This is a genomic window from Streptococcus oralis (assembly GCF_901543815.1).
Lineage (GTDB): Bacteria > Bacillota > Bacilli > Lactobacillales > Streptococcaceae > Streptococcus > Streptococcus oralis_CM.
This window is the reverse complement of record NZ_CABEIU010000002.1, coordinates 705,507-720,969: the sequence shown is the minus strand read 5'-3', so window position 1 is coordinate 720,969 and position 15,463 is coordinate 705,507. Positions and strand designations below refer to the sequence as shown.

Below are 15,463 nucleotides of genomic sequence, written 5' to 3'. Positions count from 1 at the left end.
TTACTCCTTCCTTTAACCACTTTCCACTTGTTTATTCAACTGTTCCAAGTCAGCAACACTAAATAGACCGTAACCAATAAATGCTGAACCCTCATAATCAACAATTTCAATAGTTTCATCATAAGAGCCAGCCAAACCAATCTGAGATAATCTTCCAAAATACAAAGGCAAGCTAAACCAAGCCTGCCTTCCATTATTTGGATTCTTAATCAACACTCTTGAAGCCATATCCAATACCAACTAATCTTTATTGCAAGAAATACCAACTATCGCCCTCATGCCCTAGAAAAACATAAGAATCTCCTAGACGACTAGCAATTTCTTCTTCGTGTTCTTCTACATAAGCTGACAAACGATCTTCATTGACTAACTGCTCATATTCTCCATGATTCAAAATACCAGCAAAATCAATCAATGCTTCCTGCGTATCAACTTCTGTAAATGAATTGATATACACATTGTCAGGATTGCAGCCATCAAATTGACCAAACTCCACACCGTCAAAATGTTCATCTAAACGATTAATAATCTTCTCGGGTTCATCAAGCAACTTTTTTCCGAAACTGTAATGCTTACACACATCAGAAAACTTATCATAGACAACTTTAATACTCATTTTTTTCTCCTTTCAAAAAAGAAAAAGGAAGCCAAACTTGACTTCCTTAAACACTTTAACTAAATTGAAGCACTACGCTCCAAATTGCTTCCAATCGCAAAAGCACGATTTGCAACTTTATTGTATGACTTATTCATATCATAATAACTCGCCAAATCGTTTTTAATACACTGAATTACTTGATAAGATAAAGTCAATTCTTCTTCATTCTTAAGAAGCCCATTCAACTCCCCTGCAAGTGTCCAAGATTGCGAAAAATCTTTTTCCTTCAATTTTTTAGCAAGTTCATTCGCCAATTCGATAACTTGTTTATCTTTCCCTTGTAATGCCATTTCAATTACCTCTTCATTCATTTTCTATTTTTTTTTACAACTTGTCCTTAACTAAAAAGAAGGAGAACGTTTTTTCACTTTCATTTATCTCTCCCAAATAACCAATCTAACGAAACATCAAGTAAATCAGCTAACTTAACAAGATTTTCAAAGCTAGGCTCTCTTTTTCCTTTCTCCCAATTTGTATAAGTTACTCTATTGACGTGGACTAAATCAGCAATTTCTTGTTGTGTTAGCCTCTTACTCTTTCTAGCCTTTCTTAATCTTTTACCAAATATTTTCATTTTAAATTCTTTATAAGTTTATTATTTTTACATCCATCTTTCTAAAAGATATTTTTTAAACCAAAAATAATGCTACAAATAATATAAAATATAAATCCTGCAATAATTAAATCAACAATAAAATCAATCTTTTTTTGATTTTATATCTTCCAGTACTTTTCTAGTAAGTAAACTAGATATAGATTTTTTCTTTTTATTCAAAAATTAAACCTCTTTAACAATCGTCTTTACTATTCTTATCATGTTTTAACCCTTACATTTCTTTAAAATTCATCGCAAGTCATCAATAGTCATCGTAGCGCCTTTTTTCTTCTTCATCTAATTTAAAAAAACAATAACTACAAATAGTTCTATCAAAATTCATCCAACGACAACAGCCAAAAATTTCATCGATGCAAGGTTTCTCAAAAGTGCAGCCACATACATCACAAACCCCACCTTTTGATTTTACTGACATTTTTAAAACCACCTCTCTAAATGAAATCGTTCAATCAAGTTTAAACATTCTTCTTCCATATCTGCTTTACTCCTTCTCAGCAACCCAAACCACAATAATTTTCTTTTTACATCAACCTCATTCGCTAGATACCTTTCATATTCTGCATTCAAGCGTTTCAGTTCATCCCAATCACATTTTCTCTTTGTCTGATTGTACTTTTGTGATTGAAATTCAATATAGGCTTGATACTCTCTAGCAACCTTACTATCAATTACTCCATCATAAAAATTTCTTTCAGGAATCAAATAGACAATCTTTTCAATATCTTTATATTCAATCATGTAAGACTCCCTAACTGACTTTGAAGAAATTCTAGTTCTTTTCGTTGTCTTGGCGTAATCTCTCCTGAACTCATTATTTTTTTCATGTTCTCTTGCATGAACAATCGATCAATCTCAGAAACATACACTAACGAATTAGAAACCCTTTCAACAAGCCATCTTATCGTTCTTTCTACAGAATAAGGCTCAGGACTAACTGAAAGTCTGATTGCTTCGTCATTCCCAAAAAGACTTTGCCACTTGCTATCATACATTCTAAAACCATGTTCATCAGTACCATCATAAATCTGAATCGCACCTTGAAATATCGACCTTGTCAACTCAGCAATCTCAGCACCTTCTAAAACTTCTGTAACAAACGACCTTGCCTTGCCTTGCGAAAATCGAACCTCATACCGATTCCATATCCCAAACAACCTTACGCTATCTGATACGCTTATCCCTTCTTTCTTTGCTATCTCATATCTTTTTTCATAAAAGTTAAAATACATTTCAGACTGCCGACTACCAAGATAAATTGATAACCCTTGTCTATTTTCTATTTCTAAGGGATTCTCAAAATCAAATCCACCTCCACCAACAAATGAAAAGTTTCTTAGATATGGTGAAACAATTTCTTGATTATAATATCTAGTTACTAGAGATGATAAATCAAAGTTATCCTTTGAATCCTCCTGAACCATTTCATCAACTGCAATATCTATCCTAGTAACGCTAAAATCATTTCCATAACGCTTCTGAATTTTTTCTATAAAATCAATCCAAGTTATATTTTCATTTTCAAGATAGACTTCTAACTGTCTGCAGCCTTGACCGCTTAATTGAACCGTAATTCTGTTTTTATCTTCTCCATTCTCACTGTACGAAGAATTAAACCCCAAAAACCAAATATCCCCATACCGATACAACAGTTCATATTTCATAAATGAGGTCGTTTCAGGTTTAGGCATTATATCAAATCCAAAAAATTCTTTCGCAACAAAATAGACATCAATTTCATTATGAAGTGTAAACCTGAAATAATCCACCATATATCTTGTAAGACTAGCATCACATCTTTTCAAACTAAATTGATTTTTTATTTCTAAAAAATCTGTTTTCTTCAAAGTTCTATAACCATTCTCGTAAGCCTTTAGCGTAGAAACAGGAATACCAGTCTTTATCGATAGTTCTTTTCTTGTCATTTTTTGTTCTTTTCTAAACTCTTTTAACTCTCTTCCGTCCATCTCTCCTATAAAACTCCTTATTTTTACTAAAAGGGATACAAGAAATTGCAAAAAAGACACACCTTGAAGCCACGTGGCTGTAAGTGCGAAGTGCATTTTGTAACTCTTGTTACCCACCTATTAGAATAGGTGGGTTAATTAGTTGAATAGAGCCTACTAGTGACCGCTAGTGACCGCAGGCGCTCGTCGCTTCGCTTCCTCGCTTCTGCTACTAGCTACTAGTAAGCTCTATTCAACCAACTCTTATCTAAACAAAAAAGAGGAGAATAGTTCTCCTCAATCAATATTCTTCAAAAGGATAGTCTTCTAGTATTTCAATCCATTTCTGAGTACTAGTTTTCTTCAACTCAAACAAATCTTTGACCAAGGCCATCTGTCTTTTATCTAAATACAAAAAACCATCTTCTCGACTAACAGTTATGACATCTTTTTCTTCCAATTTATTCAATAAATTTTGAACAGATGAAAAACTAACACCAATAGTCCTTGAGAAATCACTCGCCTTCACAAGATCACCAAGATTGTTTTCTCCCTTCTGTCGTTTACCAGCCATCAATTCCTGAACCAATTCAGGACTAGCCTTCTTGACTTCCCCTTTTTGCATTTCCTCTTGCGCTTCCATTTCAGCTTGAAGATTTTCTTTTTCTTCTTCTGATAATTGAGCATCAGGATTTTCTAAAGGATTGAAAGGATTTTGTCGTCGCTCAATCTTCTCATATTCATCAGTAAAAGAGAATCCCTTTTCTAACAATGGAGAATAAAATTCTCTTGCGACTTCTCCATATACGCTAGCATACCCACGACCATAAACACGCTTACCGCCCAGGTACTTAACGTACTTAAATTCCTTATTCCTATTGACTTCTCCGAAGGCTAAATCATATCCAACCTCGTCCAATCGACCAACAGAAATTCGGAAATTGATATTCGCTTGTAATTTTGAGCCTAAATCTTCTCTTGAAGGCTTCTGCATAGCAGTAACCGCAAAGCAGCCAGCTTGCCTTCCAAGTAGTAAGAATTGACCCATAGCATTATCCAAGCGCTGTCTAGTTTGAAAATCAAGCATAGCACACAAAGCATTGTATTCATCGCAAACCAAGAAATAAGGTTCAAGACCATACTCATAGAATTTCTTCAAATCCTTATCGCCATTTTCTTCACGTTTTTGTCGCATATAAGCATAGCGAGCAAACATGATACCAACAGCTCTTTCAATCATTTCAACAATATCATTAACCTGATAAGAAATACGACCTTCAAAGGCTTTCTGTTCTGCCATAGTAACAAAATCTGCTTGCTTCGGATCACAAATATCCGTCACTCCTACTTTAGCCATAGCACGAATCAATGTTCTTAGTAATACCGTTTTACCACCACCAGTACCACCACAAACAAGTAAATGAGGATCATCAATAGGATTCCAATACAGATTTTTCATCAGTTGAATACCCTTATCAGAATACTCCACATCAGTCACCTTGATTCGATTCAAGAAAGCAGAATAAGCCATCTTATAGGTCTTAAACTTAACATCATCCTGAACTTCCATAAAGTCCATGAAGAAAGTAGTTTCTAAATCACTACCAATCTTCTTAAACTTATCCTGAAACTTGTTTCCAGCCATTTTAAAAGCAACTTCCAAATCATAGCGATTCTGTTTTAAATAAACCGTTGGAAATGTAACCTTATCGACTGTTCCTGATTCAGTTTTAACTTTTTTAGTGTATGTATATCCATTCTCTTTAAGAAAGAAAGCTAATTTAGCAAGTCTTTCTATCTTTTGAAAAAAGAATACTCTTTCTTGTGATAACCAAGTCAAATAGACACTTACAAAAATTATCAGTATCAGCAAAACTACTGAGAAGACAATAGAGAAAATATCTATATTCTTGATTTTCTCAAAATTTGAATAAACAAAAAAAACTAGTATAGGAGTAAACAACAAAAAGAAAAAAGAAAAGATATAGTACCTTAGACTTACCATATAAGGCTTAATCTTAATTCCACGATACGTAGGAAGTAAACTCATATCCTCTCTCCTTTAAAAATTATCCCTTGTGTTCCTGATGCTGTTCTTGCTTCTGATTTTGTTTAGATTGACCACCTACTCTTTTGAGTTTATCAACTACAAAAACAAAACGATGTTTATTAGGCTCAACTTGATTACGGTCAGCCTTGCGCATACCATGATAAGCAATAAGTAAAGTATCAAAATCAATAGCTTCCTGATAGCCAAGATTCAAAGCATCAATTTCTTCTGCTGACTGTTCAGTTACCTTCAAGAATACAGTATCTTCTTGTCCTTCTGAATAGACAAGAACTTCAACTCCATCATAATCACCTTCACCAGTTTCAAGATCAACATTCACAAATTGAGCACCTTCATTTTTAACAAATTTACATGCTCCCAACACTTCTTTTGGATTCAGCAACAAATCGTTCAAGATACGATATTTTTTCGAAAAAATTTCTACACGATTCCCAAGTTCAAGTCCATTTTTAGCCATTATTTATTACCTCCTACACGTTTAAGTCCTTTAGCCAATACATTCGTCGAAGCAGAGAAATTTACTCCTTCAACATAATCTTCCATAAAGATAGGATCAATCGCTTCAACTTCTTCATTCGGTTTGTAAACGGTCATATCCTTTGGAGTAATAATAGAAAACATACCATGTTTTGCATTCATTACAATATGACGTGTCCCATCAAATGGCTTGCCCTCAATAATCGCTGGGGCTTTTTCAGAACGAACATAATTTGCTTTCCCGATTGCTTCAGGATTAAACTTAAATTTTTCAATTTTCATTTTTTTAATTTTCCTTTTCTATTTACATTTTTTCAAAAATAAAAGGTGATAGTTCCTGTTACTCTACCACCTTTTACAACGCACTAAACCATTTTATTCTGCTTCTTTCTTACGCTTCAAACCAACTAGTCCTAGCATAGACAAGATACCAACACCAACAAATCCAAACATACTAGAAGCTGTTCCAGTGTTCGGAAGAGCTGGTTGCGGTTGTGGTTTACGTGGCTCTTCTGGAGCTGGTGGCTCAGGTGTATGAGTCGTCACCTTCGCCTCCATTGCCTGACTGTTGACAATATTAACAAACGTATTCTCAACTTCTCCATTTGAGATACGCTGAACTTCAACATAGAAATCAGCGTCAAACGTACCACGTACTCCAAGAGAATTCAAGAACTCTTTGTCAATAGTGTAAGCCCACTTACCGTCTTTTTCGCTCCAAGTGACTTTAACAATCTTCTTGATAAAGTCAGAGTTTGCACTTTGGTCAAACTCAAATTGGAACGCATACTCAGAGCCTTTAGCAATCTTGTCACCAGCTTTGATTACTTTGCCATCCTTCAAGATGACATCATACGGCAATGTGAGGTCTTTTTCAGCCGTATACTCAGTACCCTTGATAACTCCTTTCCAGTTACCAGTATAACGGTCATGCTTCAAATCAAGCATATCAATACCATCATACTGATGAAGAGTATCATGTTTCGCAGAAACGGTCACACCACTCAAAAGATAACGAATATACTCACCAATTTGAATTTCTTGACCATCACGAATCTTAGAATCATCTTTTTGATCCAAAGCATGTTTTTCAGGCTTGATGTCAGGAACTTCAACAGTTACCAAATTAGACTTATGATCGATTCCAAAATCGATCTGATGGAAATCATTTTGAACCTTTTGACCTTCTTTTACCAACAATTTAGCAAACAAATCAAAAGTCACATTTTTACCCTTAGAAACATAGTTCTTGTAGTAAGCAGCGTTGTCTTTTGGAACCCACATGTAAAACTCACCTTTAGGTGACAAGCCTGCTTCTTTCAAGATTTTATTGACAACATCTGTTCTTCCCTTGTCAGAAAGAACATGATACATGTCAAATAGTTGCTTAACATCTTTTCCTTCATCGTCGGTTGCTTTGATTTTAGCATCATCAATAGTATAGGCACCATTTTGCACCTCGTCTACAAGCGCAAAAAGTTTTGCGATTGACTTAGGTGATGCAGTAAATTTTGAATAAGGAGCGTAGTCAGTTTTCAACTTAAACTTCACATTCTTGTCAAATGTCTTAGCCCCATCAATGTCATTTCCATGTGTATCCTCAACAGATTTTGTAGGATTTACAGATGGTTTGTAGCGCAAATTAGCATAGCGCACATGCACAGTACGAGTTTTTACTTTACCCGGCTCAGGAAGATATTCAGGATCAGGAATTGTATCCTTTTCATGCTTTTCAAGAGTAGGCTCGACTGGTGGTGTCGGAGAAACAAGTGGTTTTGAGATAGAGGCATTACGACCCCACAACTGAAAAGCATAATCACTCATGAATAACTCTTCATCACTCATTGGATCTTTTCCTTCAGCTTTTCGACGTTCATCAGAAGCCTTACGAACCGCATCCCATTCAGCTTGAGAGCGTGTCGCAAGAGACTTGTTTCCAGTTGAATAAAACAAGTGCATACGCTCACCATATCCAGCAGACAAAATCGAACCAACAGGAACATCAGCTTCATCACTTACATTCTTATAATAATGATCACTTGCCTTCCAACGATTCAAACCAGAAGGATCATCATATCCCATTGGAACATCCCAACGATGTTCACCTTTGTAAACAGTCTTACCATCACGGTTGGATTCAATAACATCTGAACCATTTGGATTTTTGACAATTCCTGTAGTACCATCTTCATACTCCCACCGCAATTCTTGACCATAGTCAATATCACTAAATGCAGAAACCATCGCCAACTTAATTTTCTTACCTGTACCTTCTTCAAAATACTCAATATCAGTATCAACAGCCTGCATATTAAACACATTGAAATCAATTGCATTAGTTGTTGATTTCTTGTTGTGAGAAATTAACAAACGAGAGTAAACAGATTTTACCCCCATTTTTTCCCACTCTTGGACAACAGACTTAAAGGTAAATTTGGCTGAGATTTTTTTACCTGTATCGGTCTCACCGATATTATGAAGAGTAAATGAGTCTCCGACCCTTGGTTTGTTAATGAATTTTCCTTCAGTGTCTTTCCAAGAGTAATCTTCAAGAAGGTCATCACGACTAGCTGTAATTTTAGTATCAGGCCTATAGCCTAAATAATCATTAGCAAATTGAAGATTTGGCACTCCATCAAAAACAGCTCTGAAATTTTTATAATATTTCATACTTCCACGACCAGCTTCATTGTAATCACCGTACATTTTCACACCAGTTGCAGAACCAGCAAGTCCCAATTTTTCCAAATCAGATTTTGCTTGTTTGAATTCCTTTACTTTTCCAAGATATTTTTCATATTCTAGACTATATTTCTTCTGAGCGTCATTGTTACGCTTATCAATCTGGTCATTCCTTTCTTGAAGGTCTTTTTTAGCCTTCTCATGAGCCTGACGAATCTTTTCGTTCTCATTCTGAACACGCTTCTTCTCAGTCTCATTATCTGCTACATCTTTCTTGTAGCCAGCAATTTCAGAAGAAACCGTATTTGCTTGATTAGAATAATCCTTTTCTACACTAGCTTGTTTCTTCGCAAGTTCGTCTTGCCCCTGAGCAACACCTACATTCACAGGAGAATCCTGTTTTACTTCTAAGCCTGCTTTCTTAGCTTCAGAAACAGCCTTATCAACAATTGAATGATCTACTACAACATCGACGGTAGTATTCTTCTTGTCAGTTTCGTCCTGCTTAGGTGCTTCTTGTTTAGGTGCTTCCTGAACAGTTTTTGGCACATTTTGATTTGCACTCAACTCGTCAGCAGAAACACTACCTGATGAAAAAGCCATAGCAAGAGCAGCCATACCCAAAATTACTCCACAAGCACCATACTTCTTAAATTTACGAATTGAACCAAACGCTTTTGTTTCTTGTGTTTTAAACATACTTTCTTTTCTCCTTTTTTTTAAATAACATTTTTTCTCATTATTTTTGAACTCAGTTCTCTTCTCATGAAGGAGAACGAGATCTCTTAAAAATCATTTCAACCATTTCAATTTCCTTTCCAAAATAAAAAAGCCAGCTTTTAAACTGACTTTTTATCTATATCAAATCCATTTTCCTGAATAGTCAACACGATATTTGCCTTGAACAATCTCATTACGAGCATAAGAGCCATCGGATTTCAAATAATACCAACCGCCCCAATAACTATCATAAATCCACTCATTCACAGCCATAGCTCCACTAGATTTGAGATAATAGCTACCCTGCCAAGCGTTGCTTACCATATAACCACCACTCTTGAAATAATACCATACACCATCAATCTTCAACCATTGATGATTAACATAAGCACCACCTTCTTTTAAATAAAACCATGACTGATAATAATTATCATAAATCCACTCTTTATCTGCCATCTTACCATTAGACTTCAGATAATAGCTTCCTTGCCAACTATCACGAACATAAATTCCATTTGATTTTAAGTAATACCATGCCTTATAAGAATTATCATAAATCCATTCAGATTCTGCCATCCGACCATCAGATTTTAAGTAATAACTCCCTTTCCATGTGTTTTTTACACGTTGGTCATTATCATAGTAATACCAAGAACCACTTTCTTTCTTCCAACCATTTTTAACTGGTTTAGATTGTGATGGCTTCGTTTGACTTTGAGTAGAAGGTTTCTTACCTACGACATACTTACCATTATCATCTACATAATAACGTCCATTATCAACCCATGCACTCTTGACCATCTTACCATCAGCACCTAGCCAATAGTCTCCCTGCCATGTATTTTTAAGACGTTGATTATCCTTATAATAATACCAAGAATCATTTTCTTTTTTCCAACCATTTTTAACTGGTTTAGATTGTGACTTGTTTTGATTCTGAGAAGAAGAACGTCTATCTTCTGCTTCTTTCTTTTCTTTTTCCTCCAACGATTTTAAATCATTTACTTCCTTAGTCAACTTTTCATATTCTTTAAAAGCTGTCTGCAATTTAGAAAGCTCATTCTTCTTATCTCTAAGTTCTTTTTCCTTCTTAGCCAATAGTGAAGAACGATTAGTCAATGTTGTATCTACTGGACGTTGCGTATTAAAGTTCTTTTTCGTTGATCTCACTATATCGTTTTTATCGATTGATATAAAACTAAACCAACCACCATCTTTTAAAGAACGCATGGAAACTCCAAAATACTCATCCCTAGAACTTCCATAATTTACCCCAGCAATAGATTGTGCATGAAGAAATTCATCGCCATTATACAGAAAAATAACAAATGCCTCATAAATCTCTTTCTTCAGTTGACCTACAGTCACTTCTTTATCAATGGAAGAGGTTTTAAATGCGTTCTCATAATACTGACCACCATATTTCTCTTCTTCATCGTTCTTACTCGAAGTCCGCAAACCATACTCTCTAGCAACTTCATTAATTCCTTTTACATAATGCCAATCCCACATGCTACGATTCGCTTCTAAATTTTTATACGCAACCTTATCAGCAAAATCAATAGAAGATTGTGCAAGCGTTACTTCTGGAAGCCCCATCTGTCTACGAATTTGATTCATCAAATCCAAAGCATAATAATTTAATTCAACCAAAATCTCTTTAGGAAGATTATTTAATTCATATTTATCCAATTCATCTGCTGGATCTGAAATAAAATTATCTAACTGGCTCTGCTTTAATTTTTGACTTTCAGAAATCAAAACTTTTTTGGCTTGTTCTTCCTCTTCATCACTAACTACAGGAACATACTCCCCTTTTTCATTCTGTTTGACATTACTATTAAAAAACGTTTTTAACGCAGTAGCATATTCTCTACTCACCTTAATTGTATTCTTGTTAGAATAAGGATTTTTCAAAAAGGAAACAGTTTGTTCCAAACTAGCAATCTTATCTTGAATTTGTGTGATAGCATACCACCCTCCGTTAGAAGTAAAACTATCAATACCATTGGCTTTTATTATCTCAGCCTTTTGTCTATCCAACTGAGCAATTTTCTCTTGTCTAGCACTATCAGCATGTACTATTTGATTCACATTAAAAGCCAATAAAGTTGCAGTCGTTACTAAAGCTAAAGTCGAAGTCCTAAATTTCATATTTTCTCCTTTTAATAAAAAAATCTTAACTTCATTTATTATATCATAAAGTCATCTATTCCATCATAAAGTTAATCTTCAATAATCACCCCATCTTCTAGGAAACGATGATACGTTTTTTCAATTTTCATTTCAATCTTACTACAATAGCTACGAGTAACTTGACCAACCGCATACAAACGATTATACAAATCTTCACAACATTTTTTTGAAGAGACATAAACATCAGCACCATTTTTTACATGAGCATAGATTTTCAAATTCCAACAAAATCGTCTATAAATTCTATTGTATTCTCCCAGTATCCATTCTTCAGAATACGTCTTTACATCTCTTTCTCCTTTCAAAAGAACATCTTTGATTTTACTCACCTCTCCCTAACCAATCTTTTCAATTAACTCAAGTAGAAATTGTTTTACTTCAGATTTTCGTGCATACTTCGTCCTATCATTTTCTATAAAACGAATCATTTCATCATAAGGCTTACCCTCAGTCATCATAACAATCAAACCATGAGAAAACTGATGATGACACCCTAAATTATCTAAATCTTTAGTTGACAAAACCTCGTCTCGATCAACACTAAAACTTTCTTCAACATTAAAGAAATCATCAACTTTACAGTTATAAAGATAAGCCAATTTATATAGTTTCTCAAGACTAGGTTCACGTTCTCCACTTTCATATCGAGCATACGCTTTCGGTTGAATCTCTAAATACTTCGCTAAGTCCTCTTTCGACTTATTATACATTTCTCGATACAAACGAAGTCCCATTGACACATTCAACATAAATCCTTTTCCTTTCTACTTCCTACTTACATACATGTGATAATCGAAAAGAAAACCACAAACAATACAAATACAAACAAAATTACTGGATAAATAAATATCCAGTAGATCAAAAATAGCAACAAAATAAGCATAGACAATAGCATTCCAACTCTTACTAAGTAAATCAAAATATCCATCTTTCCTCTTTTCTATTCTCTACTCATATTGCTAGTTTACATAAAGGAACGTAATGGATTCCCTTGTGAAAACTAACAATACTTTCAATCTTTATCAGGACAAAACCTGTTTTATAAAAATCTAGTTATTGTTAATTTTTGCAAAAATAAAAAGGCTTATTTCAAAGCCTTTTTACGTTTTTTTCAATAGAATATAGCAATATAAAAATGTATGCTCTTATCTTCGCATACTTTCAGCTTCTCAGCCTACTACCTTCGCCAAGGTCACAAATTTAAGGATAACTCAATATCCCCTCTTTCTTACCCAAAGGCATTAGCAAGTTTTTACTCTCACACACCGACCATACAACACATAGACCTCACTATCTCACTCTAGCTACCTTCTAAGAAGTATCATTGACTGTTCTCAGCCGTCAGTTCCCTTTTCTTATCTACTAAGGCGAAAGGACGAAACACCCAACGTGAACCTTACAAACTCTAAACTCCTTGCCAACCACATTTACTTATGGTATAATGATACCAATTCAACAAAAAAACAAAATATCGTAAACAGCTTAGTAAGATGGAAACACACTTTGCTGGATTTTTGTTTTCAAAAAAATTAGAAAAGAGAACATTATGGTTGAAATCATTACTAAAACAATATCCATCATTTACAACATTATGAAGTTGTTAGTCCGTCTTTACATTAAATCTTTTGAATACTACCCAAAAACGACAACTTTTTGCACAGTCTATACGATTGTACGTTATCTGTTTTTCCCTTAGTCCTACTAAGAAAAGTCAGCAAAGAGTTTAGAATCTATAAAGTTTTGTAGATACATTTCATGAAACATATCTACAATCAGACTCAACTTGACATTTTCCTAAAATTCACGTATAATTAAATTGCTACATTTAATCGTGTTAGTCAATGATTCGTTGTTGTCTGACACGTTTTTTATTAAATTTTCAAAGTTCACTTAACTTTTATATTGAATCAAAAATCTTACTACTTAAATTTACAAGTTCTACTTTCTTGAAACAACATTCAATACTGAAAATTAAAATTTGTTTTTTAAGTTGTGTTCAGGATTTTTAAATTCCTATAAAATGTTATTATTAAATAAAAGTAAATTCCTTTTATTTATCTCCAAAAGTGTTATATCACTTTCGATATATCTATTATATATCGTTTGTGATATATTGTCAACACTTTTTTAAAAAAAATTTTATTTTTTTTAGAAAGGAAAAAACTATGTTCCCCGAAAGACTAAAATCACTTAGAATACAACATAATTTCACTCAAAAACAAATGGCTGAGTTTTTAGGAACAAGTCAACCTTCTTATCAAAATTGGGAAAAAGGTACTAGAAAACCATCAGGAAATACAATACAGAAAATTGCTAACTTCTTCAATGTATCCACTGACTATCTTTTAGGTAAAACAGATTTTCCTGAACTTGACTTAGAGGTTGACATCGATACAGCTATTGATAACTCAGTTGCTTATGATGGTACACCCATCACAGATAACGACCGTGAAATTATCAAAGACTTCCTAAAAGAATACTTTGCAAATAAAAAATAGTATGGAACTAAGAAAAGTCATAGAAGAAATTGAAGCCCTAAACTGCAAGATTGTCTTGTTAGACTATTTAGAAACAAAAGGTCGTTATCTCTTTGTAAATAATGAACACTTCATCTTTCTACGCTCCGACACTACAGATATAGAAAAAATCAATATCCTACTACACGAGAAACACCACTTACTGAATGATGACTCTCACAACTACCTTGCTCATATCGATACCTTCTCCCAACGCATCGAAACCAGAGCTGAAAAGGGGAGAATCCTTGATTTTATGAGCTTAATCAACAGCGAGTATCCGATAGATGAACAATTCAACTACCATGACTATATCAAAAACGCAGGTATACCAAACACTTATGAGGTTTACGTGCAAGAAATAGCTACCAAATTTTTCAAAGAAAACAAAAAAAATAACATTATCTAAGATAGTGTTATTTTTTCTATTTCCGAACAATTTTTGAGTACCTGGTTGAACTTTTCGACCCAAAAAGCGAATTAAATATCCAGGAACATTTGATTTTCCTTCGCTTTTTATTCTAAAATAACATTTCCCCAAAACTCATCATTACAAGTTACTTCTATTTCATTGTTTAAATAACCTGTAAAAAATCCTCCACCTTTTCTATAAAATCTAAACTTCACAAAATAAACTTCCAAATCCCCTTCATATTCTTTTTTGATAGTCATATCTGACCCAGCTTCCATTTCATCTAGCTGATCCGAATACTCCTTCAAAAAATCTTTTACGAAATAATTAAACTTTGAAATCATGTTTTTGGGAACTCTATCCTGATAACTTATTTCTTTGATTTCCATATTCTATCTCCTAATCAACATTTGATAAAAAATCTTTCAAACGAACTATATCTCTATCAGTCAAATTCCCTATAATTTGAATTTTGATTTTCTTCCTATCTAGTTCATATGCTTGAACAGTATCAATCCAAGAAGGTTTTTCTAAACCTGCTCTAAACCAATCAATAATTTCAAAATACTTTGACTTAATTCTGTCTGATTTATTTTCATATTTCGTAGTCAAGCGATAAGTTTCAATAACTTCATCATTAAACTCAATTACCAACGCAGGACGTGACTTTGAACCTGTTCCATCAGCATACTTAATTCTTGCAATCAATATTGAATATTCTTCTATTTTTTCCATTCTTTCTCCTAATATAATCATTATTCATCGAAGAATTTATCAATATCTTCTTGTTTACTAAAATCAAGTTTAACCAATTTTGACTTTTCTTTCACTAATCTTTGAATATCTTTTTTTGCCTGTTCCACTTCTTCTTTTGTATACTCTCTTTCATACAGACCAATCTTAAAAGGAATACTTTTAGTCAAAACACTTTGTCTCAAAAACAACTTTACAGCAGTTGTCATATCTAAACCCAATTCACTAAAAACTTCAGTCGCATCTTTTTTTAATTTATCATCTACTCTTACAGCAATTTGTGACATAGCAATTCTCCTTTTTTATCTTGTATATCTATTGTATCACTTTTAGATAGACGATTCAACTTTTTATATCTATGAATACAAAATAAAATAGACCAGTTTCCTGATCCACTTTATTCTATATTCATTGACTTC

19 protein-coding genes are annotated in these 15,463 nt (G+C 33.8%); 2 read left to right on the top strand and 17 right to left on the bottom strand.

The window, feature by feature from the left end:
- Window positions 1-12: 12 nt before the first annotated feature.
- The 14 genes from FQT28_RS03605 to FQT28_RS03545 form a co-directional block, all read right to left on the bottom strand.
- Window positions 13-228: a hypothetical protein gene (locus tag FQT28_RS03605; protein WP_143989449.1), complete on the bottom strand. Its 216-nt coding sequence runs from the start codon at window positions 226-228 to the stop codon at window positions 13-15.
- 19 nt (window positions 229-247) lie between these two features.
- Window positions 248-616: a hypothetical protein gene (locus tag FQT28_RS03600; RefSeq protein ID WP_143989448.1), complete on the bottom strand. Its 369-nt coding sequence runs from the start codon at window positions 614-616 to the stop codon at window positions 248-250.
- A 59-nt stretch (window positions 617-675) separates the two neighbouring features.
- Window positions 676-948 carry a hypothetical protein gene (locus FQT28_RS03595; RefSeq protein WP_143989447.1) on the bottom strand — a complete coding sequence of 91 codons (273 nt, stop codon included), beginning with the start codon at window positions 946-948 and terminating at the stop codon, window positions 676-678.
- Between the two features lie 80 nt (window positions 949-1,028).
- Window positions 1,029-1,232: a helix-turn-helix domain-containing protein gene (locus FQT28_RS03590; RefSeq protein ID WP_143989446.1), complete on the bottom strand. Its 204-nt coding sequence runs from the start codon at window positions 1,230-1,232 to the stop codon at window positions 1,029-1,031.
- Window positions 1,233-1,515: 283 nt separating this feature from the next.
- Entirely contained in the window at window positions 1,516-1,689 is a 174-nt protein-coding gene (locus FQT28_RS09925) for a hypothetical protein (protein WP_185952350.1), read from the bottom strand.
- 2 nt (window positions 1,690-1,691) lie between these two features.
- Window positions 1,692-2,012, bottom strand: a complete 321-nt coding sequence (locus FQT28_RS03585) for a hypothetical protein (protein ID WP_143989445.1) — start codon at window positions 2,010-2,012, stop codon at window positions 1,692-1,694.
- The gene (locus FQT28_RS03580) at window positions 2,009-3,238 is read right to left on the bottom strand and encodes a replication initiation factor domain-containing protein (RefSeq protein ID WP_143990057.1); all 1,230 of its coding nucleotides are present in this window, start codon (window positions 3,236-3,238) and stop codon (window positions 2,009-2,011) included. Before FQT28_RS03580 ends, FQT28_RS03585 begins: the two co-directional genes overlap by 4 nt.
- A 280-nt stretch (window positions 3,239-3,518) precedes the next feature.
- Complete coding sequence (locus tag FQT28_RS03575; protein WP_143989444.1) at window positions 3,519-5,267, bottom strand: FtsK/SpoIIIE domain-containing protein; 1,749 nt, start codon at window positions 5,265-5,267, stop codon at window positions 3,519-3,521.
- Window positions 5,268-5,286: 19 nt separating this feature from the next.
- Entirely contained in the window at window positions 5,287-5,745 is a 459-nt protein-coding gene (locus tag FQT28_RS03570; RefSeq protein WP_143989443.1) for a hypothetical protein, read from the bottom strand.
- Window positions 5,745-6,047: a hypothetical protein gene (locus tag FQT28_RS03565; protein WP_061417052.1), complete on the bottom strand. Its 303-nt coding sequence runs from the start codon at window positions 6,045-6,047 to the stop codon at window positions 5,745-5,747. The genes FQT28_RS03570 and FQT28_RS03565 overlap by 1 nt, the downstream gene beginning before the upstream one ends.
- Window positions 6,048-6,140: 93 nt before the next feature.
- Window positions 6,141-9,146: an SspB-related isopeptide-forming adhesin gene (locus tag FQT28_RS03560; protein ID WP_143989442.1), complete on the bottom strand. Its 3,006-nt coding sequence runs from the start codon at window positions 9,144-9,146 to the stop codon at window positions 6,141-6,143.
- 162 nt (window positions 9,147-9,308) lie between these two features.
- On the bottom strand, window positions 9,309-11,321 hold the full coding sequence (locus FQT28_RS03555) for an SEC10/PgrA surface exclusion domain-containing protein (RefSeq protein WP_143989441.1): 2,013 nt from the start codon (window positions 11,319-11,321) through the stop codon (window positions 9,309-9,311).
- Window positions 11,322-11,392: 71 nt separating this feature from the next.
- On the bottom strand, window positions 11,393-11,692 hold the full coding sequence (locus FQT28_RS03550; RefSeq protein ID WP_125453058.1) for a hypothetical protein: 300 nt from the start codon (window positions 11,690-11,692) through the stop codon (window positions 11,393-11,395).
- 6 nt (window positions 11,693-11,698) lie between these two features.
- Window positions 11,699-12,112, bottom strand: a complete 414-nt coding sequence (locus FQT28_RS03545) for a helix-turn-helix transcriptional regulator (protein ID WP_143989440.1) — start codon at window positions 12,110-12,112, stop codon at window positions 11,699-11,701.
- Window positions 12,113-13,528: 1,416 nt separating this feature from the next.
- Between FQT28_RS03545 and FQT28_RS03540 the strand changes: the two genes are divergently transcribed.
- The gene (locus tag FQT28_RS03540; RefSeq protein ID WP_143989439.1) at window positions 13,529-13,861 is read left to right on the top strand and encodes a helix-turn-helix domain-containing protein; all 333 of its coding nucleotides are present in this window, start codon (window positions 13,529-13,531) and stop codon (window positions 13,859-13,861) included.
- Window position 13,862: 1 nt separating this feature from the next.
- Window positions 13,863-14,288 carry an ImmA/IrrE family metallo-endopeptidase gene (locus FQT28_RS03535; RefSeq protein WP_143989438.1) on the top strand — a complete coding sequence of 142 codons (426 nt, stop codon included), beginning with the start codon at window positions 13,863-13,865 and terminating at the stop codon, window positions 14,286-14,288.
- Between the two features lie 107 nt (window positions 14,289-14,395).
- Here FQT28_RS03535 and FQT28_RS03530 read toward each other — a convergent pair whose 3' ends face one another.
- Genes FQT28_RS03530 through FQT28_RS03520 form a run of 3 tightly spaced genes read right to left on the bottom strand, consistent with a single transcriptional unit; the run spans window position 14,396 to window position 15,331 of the window.
- Window positions 14,396-14,680, bottom strand: a complete 285-nt coding sequence (locus FQT28_RS03530; protein ID WP_143989437.1) for a hypothetical protein — start codon at window positions 14,678-14,680, stop codon at window positions 14,396-14,398.
- 10 nt (window positions 14,681-14,690) lie between these two features.
- Complete coding sequence (locus FQT28_RS03525) at window positions 14,691-15,026, bottom strand: type II toxin-antitoxin system PemK/MazF family toxin (protein WP_143989436.1); 336 nt, start codon at window positions 15,024-15,026, stop codon at window positions 14,691-14,693.
- A 20-nt stretch (window positions 15,027-15,046) separates the two neighbouring features.
- Window positions 15,047-15,331, bottom strand: coding sequence for a type II toxin-antitoxin system RelB/DinJ family antitoxin (locus FQT28_RS03520; protein WP_143989435.1), 285 nt, complete (start codon window positions 15,329-15,331; stop codon window positions 15,047-15,049).
- Between the last annotated feature and the right edge of the window lie 132 nt (window positions 15,332-15,463).

Coding starts and splice junctions, on each gene's coding strand:
- FQT28_RS03605 (WP_143989449.1), bottom strand. CDS start 228: ATGGCTTCAAGAGTGTTGATTAAGAATCCAAATAATGGAAGGCAGGCT.
- FQT28_RS03600 (WP_143989448.1), bottom strand. CDS start 616: ATGAGTATTAAAGTTGTCTATGATAAGTTTTCTGATGTGTGTAAGCAT.
- FQT28_RS03595 (WP_143989447.1), bottom strand. CDS start 948: ATGGCATTACAAGGGAAAGATAAACAAGTTATCGAATTGGCGAATGAA.
- FQT28_RS03590 (WP_143989446.1), bottom strand. CDS start 1,232: ATGAAAATATTTGGTAAAAGATTAAGAAAGGCTAGAAAGAGTAAGAGG.
- FQT28_RS09925 (WP_185952350.1), bottom strand. CDS start 1,689: ATGTCAGTAAAATCAAAAGGTGGGGTTTGTGATGTATGTGGCTGCACT.
- FQT28_RS03585 (WP_143989445.1), bottom strand. CDS start 2,012: ATGATTGAATATAAAGATATTGAAAAGATTGTCTATTTGATTCCTGAA.
- FQT28_RS03580 (WP_143990057.1), bottom strand. CDS start 3,238: ATGGACGGAAGAGAGTTAAAAGAGTTTAGAAAAGAACAAAAAATGACA.
- FQT28_RS03575 (WP_143989444.1), bottom strand. CDS start 5,267: ATGAGTTTACTTCCTACGTATCGTGGAATTAAGATTAAGCCTTATATG.
- FQT28_RS03570 (WP_143989443.1), bottom strand. CDS start 5,745: ATGGCTAAAAATGGACTTGAACTTGGGAATCGTGTAGAAATTTTTTCG.
- FQT28_RS03565 (WP_061417052.1), bottom strand. CDS start 6,047: ATGAAAATTGAAAAATTTAAGTTTAATCCTGAAGCAATCGGGAAAGCA.
- FQT28_RS03560 (WP_143989442.1), bottom strand. CDS start 9,146: ATGTTTAAAACACAAGAAACAAAAGCGTTTGGTTCAATTCGTAAATTT.
- FQT28_RS03555 (WP_143989441.1), bottom strand. CDS start 11,321: ATGAAATTTAGGACTTCGACTTTAGCTTTAGTAACGACTGCAACTTTA.
- FQT28_RS03545 (WP_143989440.1), bottom strand. CDS start 12,112: ATGTTGAATGTGTCAATGGGACTTCGTTTGTATCGAGAAATGTATAAT.
- FQT28_RS03540 (WP_143989439.1), top strand. CDS start 13,529: ATGTTCCCCGAAAGACTAAAATCACTTAGAATACAACATAATTTCACT.
- FQT28_RS03535 (WP_143989438.1), top strand. CDS start 13,863: ATGGAACTAAGAAAAGTCATAGAAGAAATTGAAGCCCTAAACTGCAAG.
- FQT28_RS03530 (WP_143989437.1), bottom strand. CDS start 14,680: ATGGAAATCAAAGAAATAAGTTATCAGGATAGAGTTCCCAAAAACATG.
- FQT28_RS03525 (WP_143989436.1), bottom strand. CDS start 15,026: ATGGAAAAAATAGAAGAATATTCAATATTGATTGCAAGAATTAAGTAT.
- FQT28_RS03520 (WP_143989435.1), bottom strand. CDS start 15,331: ATGTCACAAATTGCTGTAAGAGTAGATGATAAATTAAAAAAAGATGCG.